10 protein-coding genes are annotated in these 15,722 nt (G+C 40.5%); 9 read left to right on the forward strand and 1 reads right to left on the reverse strand.

Going from position 1 to position 15,722, the window contains the following annotated elements:
• Positions 1-38 precede the first annotated feature (38 nt).
• The 4 genes from ACXHJ2_RS00695 to galU all read left to right on the forward strand — a co-directional run bounded on the left by ACXHJ2_RS00695 (position 39) and on the right by galU (position 6,604).
• Entirely contained in the window at positions 39-1,952 is a 1,914-nt protein-coding gene (locus ACXHJ2_RS00695) for a stalk domain-containing protein (RefSeq protein ID WP_013373317.1), read from the forward strand.
• Positions 1,953-2,144: 192 nt separating this feature from the next.
• Positions 2,145-2,585 carry a GNAT family N-acetyltransferase gene (locus ACXHJ2_RS00700; protein WP_165079902.1) on the forward strand — a complete coding sequence of 147 codons (441 nt, stop codon included), beginning with the start codon at positions 2,145-2,147 and terminating at the stop codon, positions 2,583-2,585.
• A gap of 433 nt (positions 2,586-3,018) precedes the next feature.
• Entirely contained in the window at positions 3,019-5,529 is a 2,511-nt protein-coding gene (locus tag ACXHJ2_RS00705; protein WP_058712204.1) for a U32 family peptidase, read from the forward strand.
• Between the two features lie 193 nt (positions 5,530-5,722).
• Positions 5,723-6,604, forward strand: coding sequence for a UTP--glucose-1-phosphate uridylyltransferase GalU (gene galU / locus ACXHJ2_RS00710; RefSeq protein ID WP_165079708.1), 882 nt, complete (start codon positions 5,723-5,725; stop codon positions 6,602-6,604).
• A gap of 88 nt (positions 6,605-6,692) precedes the next feature.
• On the opposite strand, the gene ACXHJ2_RS00715 is transcribed toward galU, so the two are convergent.
• Positions 6,693-9,146, reverse strand: a complete 2,454-nt coding sequence (locus tag ACXHJ2_RS00715) for an O-antigen ligase family protein (protein ID WP_165079707.1) — start codon at positions 9,144-9,146, stop codon at positions 6,693-6,695.
• Between the two features lie 144 nt (positions 9,147-9,290).
• Between ACXHJ2_RS00715 and ACXHJ2_RS00720 the strand changes: the two genes are divergently transcribed.
• Genes ACXHJ2_RS00720 through ACXHJ2_RS00740 form a run of 5 tightly spaced genes read left to right on the forward strand, consistent with a single transcriptional unit; the run spans position 9,291 to position 15,711 of the window.
• On the forward strand, positions 9,291-10,229 hold the full coding sequence (locus ACXHJ2_RS00720) for an NAD-dependent epimerase/dehydratase family protein (protein ID WP_058830167.1): 939 nt from the start codon (positions 9,291-9,293) through the stop codon (positions 10,227-10,229).
• A complete protein-coding gene (locus ACXHJ2_RS00725) occupies positions 10,213-11,007 on the forward strand; it encodes an ABC transporter permease (RefSeq protein ID WP_058830166.1) in 795 nt (264 codons plus the stop codon). Before ACXHJ2_RS00720 ends, ACXHJ2_RS00725 begins: the two co-directional genes overlap by 17 nt.
• Positions 11,008-11,022: 15 nt before the next feature.
• On the forward strand, positions 11,023-12,297 hold the full coding sequence (locus ACXHJ2_RS00730) for an ABC transporter ATP-binding protein (RefSeq protein WP_058830165.1): 1,275 nt from the start codon (positions 11,023-11,025) through the stop codon (positions 12,295-12,297).
• Positions 12,298-12,309: 12 nt separating this feature from the next.
• Complete coding sequence (locus ACXHJ2_RS00735; protein ID WP_081317874.1) at positions 12,310-13,434, forward strand: class I SAM-dependent methyltransferase; 1,125 nt, start codon at positions 12,310-12,312, stop codon at positions 13,432-13,434.
• A gap of 9 nt (positions 13,435-13,443) precedes the next feature.
• Entirely contained in the window at positions 13,444-15,711 is a 2,268-nt protein-coding gene (locus ACXHJ2_RS00740) for an HAD hydrolase-like protein (RefSeq protein ID WP_165079706.1), read from the forward strand.
• The last annotated feature ends 11 nt before the right edge of the window (positions 15,712-15,722 follow it).

Consider the following 15,722-nt stretch of genomic DNA (forward strand, 5'->3'; position numbering starts at 1 on the left):
TCATGAATCTATAAAATAAAGCTAAAGGGAGATTTACTGTGAAGCATATGCAAAGAAAAATGATGCGTAAGCTGGGGGTCGGCGCTGTCGCATTGTCCCTTCTGCTTACCGCTTTACCAGCAGTTGCAGCAGATCAAGATAAAAACATATTGGAGTTGCGACTGCAAAGTGGCAGCAATACAGCCATCGTGAACGGTCAAAATGCGAATATTACGAAGCCCTATTCCAAAAGTGGTGCACTGATGGTTCCGGCTGGTGTGTTTAAAAAGGCATTTAACAGCAAAATTCGCCTAGCTGAAGATAATGTGGTCAAGATCACCAGCGGCACTCACGTCGTATCGCTGACAATTGGTAGTCGTACAGCCTGGGTGAGGGGCCACAAGGTAACACTTCCGGCTCCGCCAGAAATGTCATCAGGGATCCTCATGGTGCCTTTGCGTCAAGTAGCAGAAGGGCTTGGCGGTAAGATGGAGAAGAATGGCGCAGGAATCATCATTCGGATGCAAGCCCAAGAAGAGGCGGGTACGGTAGCTGAAGAAACACCGAACATTGATAATGATGAGGGCAAGACGCAGATCGGGAACAGTTACTACGATTGGTCCATGAACTATCCAACAGGACTCGTCATCGGTCAGGGAGGTGGAGATGAGAGCATTTCCACATTTATGGACGAGAACAGTGCATACTATATGGAAGTACACACAGCAATACAACCGGTTCCATTGAATGCAGACGATCTGCTGCAACAATTGGTGCAGGCAGCTAAGGAAACAGGAGAAACTGTGGTGGATCGAAAATCCTTCCCGAAAGCGAAAGTGCCTTATGCTCGTGTTATTACGAAGGATGGGGACGGCGTACTATGGGAAAATCGTCAGTACTATGACAATGGACGACTGTATGTAATATATTTTTCCGATGCTAAAGCAACGAACTATAAAGATCTGGCCCAGTATGCCGGACTGCTGAACTCCTTTAAAACCTCTTTTAACGCACAGGATAAAAGTATTAAAGACTTGTCCACTGTTGTCGGAGGCACACGCGAGGCCGGGAACCCAGACTATGGTGTGTCACTCAAAATACCCGCAGGCTGGAAAATGGACGACCAGCGAATGCAATATGAAAGCAATGACGGATCAAGCTTCAACATGAAAGTCACCTCAGCTCCTGCGGATGGAAAATTGGAGAACTGGGGTCAGCAGCTGCAAAAATGGCTGAGCGATTCATTTGTGTCCACTGCTTATGAGGCACAAAAGACATATCCGCTGGAAGTTGCAGGCGTTCAGGGATTAGTGCAGGAGTACCGCTATAATTTTGGAGATGAATGGGTCAAAGAGTACAATGTGCTGATTCAGCAAAATGGATACCGCTACCTGGCTGAATATGCAGTGCCTGAAAAAGTAAGCAAGGGAAATGACCAGTTCAACGCGATCATCTCCTCGCTTCAAATTGATTTTCAAACGGTAGCAAATAACTTCGGACAATTGGAAGAGGATGACTACCTGGCCGACAAAACGAAAACGATTAAAAAGACGTCTAAAGCATATGAATATACAGTGAATATCCCACGCTATTGGACCGCGGTTAGCGATCAATTTGAATTGGGAGATATAGAGTATCAATTTACCGGAGGACGTTTTTCCATCAAAATCGACAACGACCAATCCTTTGAATTAACGGTGTCTCAGCTTAAGGACTTCTATGATAAGCAAGCCAAGAACTATAAAAACCTCAAAGTAGAGGAAGTGAAGGACGTAACGTTTGCTGGAGTTCCAGCAGTGTCCTTTACATTCCACCGTGTAGAGGAAGGTATCGGTTATACAGGTCGCCAAATCGTTTTGGAGCATAACGGTAAAACCTATACCGTGACAACGACATTGAACGATGCGAACAACACAGCGGCACAGTCTAATGCACTAGATTCGACGCTGAATTCGTTTCATTTTGTGAAGTAGAGGGTGTGGGGAAAAGATTAGTGAGTTGTAGTCGGTAGAGGCTACGCGTACCATTTGTTCCTACGATCGCTGGCGCTTCTTCGGATTCAAATGGCCCGCTTCGCTGACGACCGCCAAATACCACTAATCTTTTAAAGAGTGAAGTAAGCAGGGAAGATCGAAGATGTTGTTCTATATAGGAGGAATCTAAAAATAATTACATTAAAGGCAGTCGATAAAAGTAATTGGGAAGAATGTGTTGAGCTTGAACCGAGTCCTGAACAACAAAGATTTATGGTATCTAATCTTTACTCAATTGCCGAATGTCAGTTTTTAGATGGATTTTTATCTAAAGCAATTTATAATGATGACGTATTGATTGGCTTTACGATGTTTGGTTTAGACCCGGATGACGGAAACTACTGGGTTTACCGATTTATGATTGACGAAAGATTTCAAGGTCGAGGTCATGGTTACCATGCAATGTTGCTGGTTATCGACGAAATCAGGAAAGCCAGTGATAGGACTGATGTTATCATGATTGGATATAAACCAGATAATGAACTAGCTAGAAAGCTATACAGAAAATCTGGTTTCAGGGAGGAAGGAATATCACCCTGGGGAGAAATGCTTGCGAAGTATAGGTTTGCTTAGTTAATGATATGATGACGCACCTCCAAAGCACCGCTGACCGGGATTGGAGGTGTTTTTGTGCTTTTAGTATTATATTTTTAAAGGAATCGCTTGGAAAGTGTAGAAGCTTGGGGCGCAGTCTGGTACACTAGATTAGTTACAAGATAAGAATGATTTCTGCCGCAGATGTTTGTGATGCGGATTTTTTGAGTTGGATGCGATTCATGCGGAGGACCGATGGTTCGGTGTGTGAATGATCGGACAAGATGATAGAGACAGATAGGACTTAATAATATGATTCTTAGTAAGTTTCCATTCCCCTGACTGAACATAACCAGCTTTGGAATGAGTGGATGGAACGTTCTTGAGATGACCAAGTAAGCAGCATAGCTGCCCTGAAAACAACGTGATTCAATGAGGGGTCATTCGTTTTCAGCATATAGGGAGGGCAATAATGAAATCAGCAGTACGAAGAGAAGATGTCGAGCTTCTGGCACCAGCAGGTGACTGGGATTGTATGCGTGCAGCGGTAGCGAACGGAGCCGATGCGATCTTTTTTGGGGTGGAAAAATTCAACGCACGAGCACGGGCGAATAATTTTCGCATGGATGAACTGCCCGAGATTATGGCTTTTTTGCATAGCTACGGGGTTAAGGGCTTTTTGACATTCAATATACTGGTATTTGAAAACGAGCTGGAGGACGCTAAAGAGCTGGTTGATGCCTGTATTGATGCCGGAGTCGATGCCCTAATTGTTCAGGATATGGGTTTGGTGAAAATGATCCGCGACATTTCACCGGATTTCCCGATCCATGGTTCTACCCAAATGACGATCACCTCGCCGGAGGCTGTAGAATTCACAAAGCCGTACAACATGGAACGGGTTGTGCTGGGTCGTGAAAATAATCTAAAACAGATTCAAAAAATTGGCGATCAAGCGAGACTTCCGATGGAAGTATTCGTGCATGGAGCGTTATGCGTATCTTATTCAGGCCAATGCCTGACTTCAGAAATGTGGGGCGGACGCTCTGCAAACCGTGGTGAGTGTGCACAGGCATGCCGTTTGCCTTACGATTTGATGGTGGATGGAGAGCAAAAGCCGATGGCCGATGTGACATACCTACTATCCCCCAAGGATTTGGCGGCCATTGATTTGATGCCAGAACTGATTGATGCCGGGGTGGTTTCCTTTAAAATTGAAGGGCGACTGAAAACGCCTGAATATGTAGCGAATGTGGTTAGCAAATATCGCAAGGCCATTGACAAGTATTTTGATGGCGATACGTCCAAGACGAGCAAAGAAGATATCCGCGAGCTGCAGCAGAGCTTTTCACGCGGCTTTACGCACGGTTTTCTGGAAGGAACGAATAACAAAAAGCTGGTGGACGGTACGTTCCCGAAAAGCCGGGGCGTGTACCTGGGCCGAGTGGAACAAATCCTTCGTGATGGGGTAGTATGCCGCATCGATGCCCCGCTCAAGCGTGGCGATGGTATTGTATTTGATGCAGGAGATCCTACGCAAAAAGAAGAAGGCGGACGCGTATACGATATCCGCCGCAAGGGTGTGAAGATTGAAGGCGAAGCCGGAGAAGGCTGGATCGTTGACATCGTAGCAGGACGCAATGATGTGGATCTGCGCCGTGTGCACGTAGGCGACCGTATTTGGAAGACCAACGACCCGGCGCTGGACAAGCGTCTGCGCCAGTCGTACGAAACCGAAAAGCCGTACCGAGTTTTCCCGGTACATGTGCGGGTCAGCGGCTCCCCAGGACAGCCGCTGTCGACATGGTGGACCGACGTGCAGAAGGGCACAACGGTTCGCGTGGACTCCGAGCTGGAGCTTGAAATTGCCCAGAAGCGTCCGATGACGCACGAACTGCTCGAAGAGCAATTCGGCCGACTGGGCGGAACAGTGTTCCAGCTGGAAGAGCTGGACGTCCATCTGCATGGAGACGTCATCGTGCCCATGCGCGAGCTGAACAGCATCCGCCGTCAGGCGGTGGAACTGCTCGCAGGCGAGCGCCCCAAACCACCCGTATACACGAAACGGGCGGTAGAGGTGTATGGCGATGCCTCGGCTCCGGCATCGTCTGTGGCACGCGGTCAGGCAGAGCTGACCGCGCTGTGCCGCAGCCTCCCTCAGGTGGAGGCTGCGCTTGAGGCCGGCGTGGAGTTCATCTACGCCGACTTCGAGTTCATCAAGCAATTCCCGGCAGCTGTAGAGGCTGTGCATGGCGCTGGGCGCCGAATTGCGTTGGTGACTCCGCGTATTCACATGCCGGGCGAAAACGGATATCACAACAATATCCTGCGCCTGAAACCGGATGCTGTGCTGGTACGCAATCCGGGAGCCTTGTATTTTTACATGCGTCATCGCTTGGAGAACCCGGATGCACATCATCCGCAATTGATTGGCGACTTCTCGCTAAATATTGCCAACCATAAAGCGGCTGATCTGTTCCTGGATTCCGGCTGTGACTTGGTGACACCGTCATATGACCTGAACATCCAACAGATGGTCGATATGCTGGGACGTACACGTACCGACAAGCTGGAGATCGTCATCCAGCAGCATTTGCCGATGTTCCATACCGAACACTGCGTATATTGTACCTTTATGAGTGAAGGCACAGACTACACTAACTGTGGTCGTCCGTGTGAGGATCATCGCGCATCCCTACGTGATCGTATTGGGATGTCTCACCCGGTTCGCGTGGACGAAGGATGCCGTAATACAGTGTATAACGCGATTGAGCAATCAGGCGCGGAATACCTGTCTAACTTCCTAGAATTAGGCGTATCCCGTTACCGCGTGGAATTTTTGGAGGAGACACCAGAGCAAGTTCATGAGGTTATTGATCTCTATAACCGTGCCTTGCGCGGTGAAATCAGCGGAACACAAGTATGGAAGACGCTGAAAGCGACGAATCAGCTAGGGGTTACACGTGGGCAACTGGTAAAATAAACAACTGTATATTTGTTCAGGAGCCAAATAGATTTTAGAAGCATAATATAATCATATAGTAAGTAGAGATTGAAGACATGTTCTCTTTAAGGGAAGATGTCTTCTTCTTTAACCTATTAAATTTATCCATCTACCTGTTATAATCATAGACAGTATACCTAACCGTTATATTGAAGACAAAGGAGTTTAACCTATGAGAATCCGTAAAGCAATTATCCCTGCTGCGGGATTAGGGACCCGTTTTCTTCCTGCTACGAAAGCGATGCCGAAAGAAATGCTTCCAATCATAGACAAACCAACGATTCAATTTATTATCGAAGAGGCCGTAGCATCAGGTATTGAGGATATCATTATCGTTACTGGTAAAGGAAAAAGGGCGATTGAGGACCACTTTGATTACTCATTCGAGTTGGAGTATAATTTGACCTCGAAGGAAAAATGGAACCTGCTCAATGAAGTGCGTAAACCATCAGAGATGGCAGATATCCACTATATTCGTCAAAAGGAGCCTAAAGGGCTGGGGCATGCCATCTGGTGTGCACGTAAGTTCATCGGTGACGAACCCTTTGCTGTCCTTTTGGGTGATGACATCGTAGAGTCTGAGAATCCATGTCTCAAACAGATGATTGACGTGTTCGATGAGTATCAGCGTTCTGTTGTAGGTGTAAAACAAGTCGATTGGAACGAGGTGCATCGTTACGGGATTGTTGAAGGCCATGCACTTACTTCCAAAATCTCTGAGGCGGAACGATTGGTAGAAAAGCCAAAGAAGGAAGAGGCTAAATCCAATTTGGCGATCATGGGACGTTATATCTTGACACCCGATATTTTCGATATTCTGGGTCAACAATCTGTGGGAGTAGGCGGGGAGATTCAGTTGACGGATGCATTGTCCAAGCTGGGAGAAAAGAGCCCTATTCTGGCTTATGAATTTGATGGCAATCGCCATGACGTTGGCGAGAAGCTGGGATTCATTGAAACGACCATTCATTATGCTCTACAGCATAACGAGATTAAGGATGAAGTATTGGCTTATATGAGACAGGTTATTGAAGAGATTGACCAACCAAAATAAACATCTCGCTAAACCCAACTATGCTTCCTTAATATAAGAAAGAGACTACCGGATGATATAACGTCATCTGTTAGTCTCTTTTTATTAACTATTTCTCCGATTTCAACTGAGCAATTTGCTCTCTTTCCTTCGGATCAGCCTTAATCAGCTTATCGTACAAAGCTTTGTCATCTTGTCCCTGCTGTTGCAGAGCGACGATATAATAGCGAGCGACCTCACGATTTGTAGCATCACTCAGGTCGTCTTTCAAGCCGCTTTTGAGGATGCTTGCAGCCTCAGCAGGCTTACCTGACATGAACTCTATTTTACCAGTACTGAGCGCAATGCTTGGAGTCAATTCAAAAATACGTGTCAACTCAATTTCAGGTGGAATCGTCTTAAGGTAAGCTACCCCATCCAGAACTTGCTGATAAGCAGCAAGACCTGCTTGGAAATACCTCTGTTCCTTGGCTGTGTCTTTAGCCAATCGAGCTTCATTGCCAAACTCAAACGCTTGGGTAATCAGCAAATTGTACCAATCCAGATCCCAGTTGAAGTTAGCACGGTTATCTTCCAAAATGGCAAATGCCTTGTCATTATTTCCTCTTGCCTGCTCAAGGCGCATTTTTATGAACAGCATGTTTTTATTGTACGGCTCTGCCTGTAGACCTAGATCAACAACGGCAAGACCGCCAGCATAGAACTCTTCACGTTTGGTCTGCTGATATACCTGATAATACATACGAGACAGACCAATAATTGAGTCATTGTGAGTTGGTCGCAAATTCAAATCTTTATTGTAAGCAGCTTGCCTTTGTTCAAAAGAATTGCTGCTTTCCAACGCCTTAGCTTCTTTGGCAGCATTGCTAGCTTGTACAAAGCGCAACCCTACAAAAATAAGTACAATACTGAGAACACCAATGACGATACTATAAATCGGACGGAAACTTGAAGGCTTTAACGCTAAGTGTTTTACACGTTGTGTATCCATTGATGCTGCCATCCCGCCGAGGCCTATAAATACGAGTATGCCCATGAATACATAACTCATATTAAAGTCCAATAGACTATGGAGCAAAATGGACATCGCCAAGATCAGGTAAAGGAAGTGGCTATCCCGGTTTTCCTCGTCATTCTTGATGTAACCTTTAATGTATTTATAGAAAATATAAAAGATAAAAGCCATAAAAATGATAAATCCTACAATACCAACCTCTACTAGATATTGCATGAAAAAGTTATGTGCCTGTGCGCTTGTGTAGTTATAGTCTTGATATTTTCCATACAGCGTAGCCCAACCGCCGCCACCTGCACCAATCAACGGATAGTCAGCAATCAGCTTAGAAGCATCACGGTAAAAAGTTATACGTTCCAGCACACTATGCTGTCGGAAGTTGATATTTTCAAGACGTGTCTCCACATTGGCTGGTAGAAAACTTCGTAATCCTGTACCAATGAGTAGGAATGCAACTATACCAATTACGATTACAGAGCCAACAGGTAGCCATAGATTAGAGAATTTACGTGAAGCTAGACCTTGCATTCCTTTTTCCAAACGAGATCCCAGATAGGTTTGTATAAGCCATAAAACAACTGTAGTCACCAAGGAAGCTCCAAGAAGTAGTCCCCAGCCCTTAGCTGCCAAAGCGCCGTTGTAGGCCTGATTCAGTTGTAGTCCCCAATTTGAAATGGGACTCAAAATAGCAAGTGAAACAACAACCGAAATTGTGCAATGTAGTATCCACAAAATTTGACGTGCAGGTTTAAGAAATAAAAGTAATAGAACAAATACTACTGGCAGCATCACAAGACCACCACGTGAAAGGGTCAGGAACAGAGATACTATAATAGGCACCAGCATAAAGGCGTGAGTCGCTTTTCCATACCAAGTCTTTGATTTCATTAAGCAAAAAACGGCTGCAAACAAAAACGCCATCAAAAATGCAGCATACGTATTCGCGTACTGGAAAACTGCTGTTAGACGTGAACCGTTAGAGTCTGTCATAACAGCATCAATGTAGCGATTGTTAAAAACCCAAGTAGAGAACCAACCCACCAAGCGTCCGGCCAATACCCACTGCCCAAACCAGTTAATGAATCCGAAGCCTATAATAAGGTAGGCTATGGTCATAATGGCAGTCTGGATGATACGGTTGCTCAACCGATCTCGTAAGGCGTACAATATAATGATGAATAACGAGGCATAGATGCACTGCACTACGACCATATTCATCGCGAGATAATGAGAAGCAGCGGAAATCAATGATAATACGTATGTCAGCGGGAGCAACATAACAAGTACTGCCAGCCAGTCTCTTTGATCTTCCAATTTGAATTTCTTATAATAGGTTGCAATTCCCAAAATCAATAGAATCATGCTAATGGTCAAAGCCCAATACAGAGGCTTCTCAAACTCTAGCATTTGTCCGTTAAAGAGTGCAGCCTGAAAGGGGGCCCAAGCTAAGAACAGAATAATGCCAACAATTAACACCCAAAATATAACCGGCCTTTTATCGCCACGGGTCGACGTTTTGGCCTGTTTCCCGTATACTGGATTCGACAAGGTTTACAATCTCCTTTTCTTATAGATACGTCAACATTTTAGCATAGAGAAAATGAGTTAACCAGTTGTTCAAAGTACTTTTGTAATTATATTCAAAAAGATAAACTTATTTGTAGTATATATTCGAAAAAAAGGAGAAGTTTTATGAAAGTTATAGTAACTGGAGGAGCAGGATTTATTGGCTCTAACATCGTGGATTTACTTGTGAAACACAATCATAAGGTTGCAATTATTGATAACCTTTCTACAGGTAAGCGAGAAAATATAAATTCTTTTGCTGAATTCTTCGAAGCTGATATTCGTGATACTAATAGTTTGGACTATATTTTTTCAAATGTAGAGCCAGAAATTGTCATTCATCACGCTGCTCAAATAAGTGTGCAAGAATCATTTAGAGATCCGTACTTAGATGCACAAATAAATATAAACGGGACAATTAATATTTTAAATCAATGTGTTTCTCACAATGTTAGGAAAATTATATATGCCTCTTCTGCTGCAGTATACGGAGTGCCTCAATATGTAAGTATTAACGAGCAACATCCTGTTTCTCCCATTTCTTTTTATGGGATTTCTAAGTATGCACCTGAAGAGTATATAAAACTGTATTCTGTTTCTTATGGCTTAAAGCATACAATTTTACGGTATGCAAATGTATATGGGATAAGACAGGACCCTAAAGGTGAAGGTGGAGTCATTTCAATTTTCTTGAATCAGTTGCTACAGAAGCACGTACCTGTGATATATGGAAGTGGAGAGCAAACTAGGGATTTTGTCTACGTTAAGGATATCGCCTTGGCAAACCTAGCTGCTTTAACTACGGCCCACAATGAAGTTTTAAATATAAGTACTGATAGAGAAGTAACAATAAATGAACTTTATAATATAATAGCTTCTTTATTAGAGTCCAGTATCCGACCTGAATATCGTAATGAAAGAACGGGTGATATTCTGAGAAGTGCTTTGACTAACCAAAAAGCGGCTGAACTTTTGAATTGGATCCCGAGACATACTTTGGAAGAAGGGCTAGCATTAACCTTGGATTACTATCAGAAGGAGTTATCAAATGGCGGCAAGAACTAGCATTATTAAACCTCAACTAAAACTTATATTTGAGCTAGCTAAAAATGATTTTAAAACTAGATACGCAGGATCCTATCTTGGGATGTTTTGGGCTTTTATTCAACCTTTCATGACTATAGCAGTGTACTGGTTCGTCTTTGAAGTTGGATTTCGTTCTGGTAGTAGACCCGATGGGACCCCGTTTATTTTATGGCTCACTTGTGGAATGATTCCGTGGTTCTTTTTTTCAGAAGCTCTACTTACTTCTTCAAATAGTTTTCCAGAGTATAGTTATTTAGTGAAGAAGGTCTCGTTCCGTATTGGCTTTCTTCCGATTGTTAAGATAGTATCTTCGTTTTTTATTCATTTATTCTTTTTGTTGTTTCTTATTGTTATACTTTTTTATTTTGGCTATAACCCAGATATTGTTTATATACAGGTATTTTATTATTTGTTTTGTTTATTTTATTTATTAATTGGAATAACGCTTATTACGTCTTCTCTAGTTGTTTTTATGAAAGACGCATTGCAAGTTTTGGGGATTTTCGTTCAGATTGGATTTTGGTTGATTCCGATTGTCTGGTCACCTGAAATTATCTCAGATAAGCTCATTAAATGGTTTAAGCTTAATCCGGTATACTACATTGTTGAGGGTTATCGCGATACTTTTATACATCATGTTTGGTTTTGGCACCGATATAATCAAACTGCATATTTCTGGATTATTTCTACATTTATTATGCTTTTAGGCATATATTTATTTAAAAAGTTAAAGCCTCATTTTGCGGATGTGCTATAAGTTGTGGAGGTTATTATGGAAGAAATAGCTATAGAATTAAAAAGAATATATAAAAAGTATAAGTTGTATTCAAAACCGACTGACAGGATTAAGGAAGCTGTGAATATTTTTGGAGGGTCCTATCATACTGATTTTTTTGCTTTGAAAGATGTATCTCTGAACGTTAAGAAGGGGGAGACATTAGGTATCATAGGAAAGAATGGTTCTGGTAAATCCACACTTTTAAAAATAATTACTGGGGTTTTGACACAAACTGATGGTGATAGACTAGTTAATGGTCAGATTTCAGCACTTTTAGAGCTTGGAACTGGATTTAACCCCGAATATACTGGGATAGAGAACATTTATCTAAATGGAACAATGCGTGGCTTTTCGAAAGAAGAAATGAATAGTAAATTGGAACAGATTATTGAGTTTGCTGATATTGGGGAGTTTATCCACCAACCAGTTAAGACTTACTCAAGTGGTATGTTTGCCCGGTTGGCATTTTCAGTAATGATCAGTTTTAAGCCAGAGATTCTTATAGTTGACGAAGCATTATCGGTAGGAGATGTCTTTTTCCAGCAGAAATGCAATCGATATATGAAAGAGGAAATGTCAGATATCACAAAATTGCTCGTGACACATGATCTCAGTTCTATTGCTAATATGGCAGATAGAGTTATTGTTCTTTCAAATGGGGAGATTGTATTTGAGGGGGATCCCTTGAAAGGGATTGAATACTACACTAAATCCGTACATTCTGAGGTATTTCGAGCTAATTCGGAAACAAATTCTCTCACTTTGGAATTAGATAAAGAAACAAGTATCCCTTTAGATTGGATACCTGTTAATGAAGAGTCATTGGGTGGAGCACAAGAAGTCATAATTAAAGCTCTGAACTTCAGTGTGAATAGCGAAAAGTATAAAGGATATATTTCAGCAAATGATCTAGTTGAGATTGATATGTTGATAGAAGCTCATAAGACAACAGATGAATTGATCGTTGGTTATCTTGTGAATGATAAGTATGGAAATGCTATTTTTGGAGAAAATACAACCGGTTCAAATATATTTTCAGGTTCTGTAACAAAAGGTAAGTCTTATCTTGTCAAGTTACAGTTTAGATGGCCTGAGATTCAAGAAAACGAGTATTTCGTGACTCTTGGTTTGGGTGAGGGGTTTCATGAGATGCAACATACTATACAATGCTGGGCCCATAATGTCATTCAACTCAAAAATATTGTATTCACTTCAATCCATGCGATCTTTAATAATAGAATTGAGCATGTTGCAATTGAAGAATTATAAGGAGAGATCGATTTGAATAAATGGGATATTAGTACGCCAACATTCGAATCCGACCAGATCAACGAGAAGTTGAAAGTGGCCCCATGGGAAGGTCATCGTTGGTTTGCATACGATTATATTAACTTTATTGAACCAAATACAATTGTAGAGCTGGGAACCCATTATGGATGTTCATTTTTTTCATTCTGTCAGGCTGTTAAGGATTTCAACTTAAACACAAAGCTTATTGCTATAGATACTTGGGCTGGAGATGAGCAGGCTGGGTATTATGACGAAGAGGTATACCGTACTGTGAAAAGTACAGTTACGGCTCATTTTAGTCATTTAAATATTGACTTGAAAAGGATGACGTTTGATAATGCATTATCTGAAGTGAATGAGGGCACAGCTGATTTAATCCACATAGATGGTCTACACACCTATGAAGCGGTGAAGCATGATTTTGAGACATGGCTACCTAAGTTGTCTAAAGACGGTGTTATCTTCTTTCATGATGTTTTTAGTCCTCTTGAGTATGGTTCAAATGTTTTCTGGAGTGAAGTAAAGCAAAAATATTCTTACTTGGAGTTTAAACACAGTTGGGGGTTGGGGATTCTATTTCCTAAGGGAGATAAAGTATATAATTTACTACTTGATCAAAATATTGAGGACAAGATAAATCTGTATACTTATAAGGCTCTATATTCATTTGAGCAAATAAAAACAAATGATCTCTCTTTGATGGTTGAAGAACGTGATAAAATAATAAACGACAACTCACGGATGATTGCTGAAAGAGATGAGGCAATAAAAAGCAATGGGATGATGATATCAGAGCGTGATAAAACGATTAGAAGTAACGAAATGATGATATCAGAACGTGATGAAGTCATAAAGAAGAATGAGAGTTTGATTTATGAACGGGATGTTGCCTTGGAAGCGACTGAAGGTTTGGTGAAGGAACGTGATCAATTAATACGTAATATGGAAAAGATGATTGAGGAAAGAGATCAGTTATGTAATCAGTACCAAAATGAAATTCAAAACTTAAGGGCGGATATTGTGGACTTGTGTAAGAGAATAGAGCTCTTAGAAACTAAAGTTAACTATTACGAAAGTAAGAAAATAATTTTCAATTTCAGAAACAAAGCGGATTAAGGAGCCTACATGGAAAATTTAATTCATACGGTACTGGATAAAAATAAAAAAGTAGCTTTCTTTGATGTGTTTGATACAATAATTCTCCGTCATGTAGAACCAGAATATGTGAAGAAAATATGGGCTAAACGAGTTAGTATTTATTTTGGAGATTCAATTGATTATGAAGAATTATATAGATTGAGAAATAATATGGAAGCCGAAATGTGTAAAAATAATGCGAATTCAGGTTTTGACATGGAATTTAACTACTCCAATTTGCTATCCTCGATGTATGTAGTTCTGATTAATAAAGGACTTTTGAATGATGATATCGATAAGGATACATTTATTTCTATATGTGAAAAAATTGAAATTGAAACAGAAATGGCAGTTCAGTACATTGATCCTAAATGGCTCGAAGTAGTAGCTCAGTTACTTAAGCACAATATTAAAATTTATTGTGTTTCGGATTTTTATCTCTCGCAAAAGTTAATAGCTGAGTTATTTGCTAAACATGGAATTCTTCAGTACATTAATGAGATTTATGTATCCAGTGAGTATTTGCTGACTAAGAAAAGCGGTAAACTATTCACAAAAATAATTGGTGATAATAACTTTAATCCCTCAGACATCATTATGGTAGGCGATAATGAACACTCAGATTACAAAGTGCCACTTTCTCAGGGTATTGATGCTTATTATATAGATAGGAAACAACAGCATGCTTTTTACAGTGAATTTCGTAAGCGGGTTGAAAGCGAGACTCATTATGCGAATGAGTTAACCGCGATGGCAAGGGATATGTCGCATGTGGGGAGATTTTTAGAAATATCCTGTTCTTTGTTTTTTTATATTGTTATGCTTCACAAGTCTTTAATAAAAAATGGCGTGAAAAATGTATTCTTTTTGTCAAGAGAAGGAGAATTCCTGTTAAAGTTATTTAACCTATATCAGGAAAAAGAGGGATACAAAGATGCCTTTTATGTAAAGCCTCATTACTTGAAAGTGTCTAGAAAATCTACATTTTTACCGAGCTTACTACCTCTTGACAGTGAAAAGTTTGAGATTTTGTTTAGACAATATATTCATATTTCGTTATACGATTTTTTGTCAAGTTTAAGTTTTGAGGAAAAAGTAATAGAGGAAATTTCTCATAAACTTAATATAGATGCCAAGTTGAAAATTGAAAATTTCCCTAGTAGTAAGATTTTTATGGATTTAAGAAATGATTCGACGTTTATTGAAAAATATGAAGAATCAAGGCTTCAGCAACGAGATAATTTTTACAGTTATATAGAGAATTTCCCTGTCAATATAAAAAAACAGGGTTTTCACTTAGTTGATGTGGGTTGGAAGGGCACTATACAAGATAATATATATAGAATATACAACGAAAACGTATCAGTACATGGATACTATTTAGGGTTAATTGCCTCAGGGGATACTCGTGAAAATAATAAAAAGCAGGGACTCCTATTCTCTTCTGTTCCTTATAGAACTCCTTATTTTAATGTATACAATGAAAACAGAGCATTATACGAAATAGTGTTGGGTGCTTCTCATGGAAGTGCTAATAAATATATTCGTGATGATTATAATCATAGAATTGAAGTCGAAACCGTCCAAACAGATATGGAAAAGAAATTATTCGATGAGGTAATAAGCCCATTACAGAGCCAAATATATGATTTTTTTGAGAGATTGTGTAATCTTTTCTGCAATAGAAGTGTAAAACTTGAATATTACACTGAACAAATTGCTAAAATTCATTCTAGAATGGTCTTATTTCCAACAAAAGCGGAGATAAATTTCTTTAATGGTCTGTATCATTATGAGAATTTTGGGGTATTCAAGTATTCTACTTTTAGTACAAAAAATAAGTTTGACTTAATCAAAACGATTAAAAATACTTTTATATTGACACGAAACCCGAGAGCTATTCTTGAAAAGGGCTTTTGGGGACCAATAACACTTAGTAGTCATGGACTTGGCTATTTAGTGCCTATTTATGGACGTTACAAATATAATAAAAGTTTTAAAAGTGGGAGTAATCATCAAATTGGCACGGTCGTTTCCGCAAACGATAAGCAGCTTGCGGAAGAGCTTAAAAGGTCATTAGATGAAAAAGACAGGACCATTTTAGACCTGACGCAAATGATAGATGATCGAGATGAAGCAATGAAAAAAATGACACAAATGATAGATGATCGAGATGCTGCAATTAAAAGTATGACACAAATGATTGATGAAAGAGATGAGGTTATAGAAAAGTTATCAAAATCAAAACATGATTAGGGGAAGAAGAA

The sequence above is a fragment of the Paenibacillus sp. ALE3 genome (assembly GCF_054113405.1).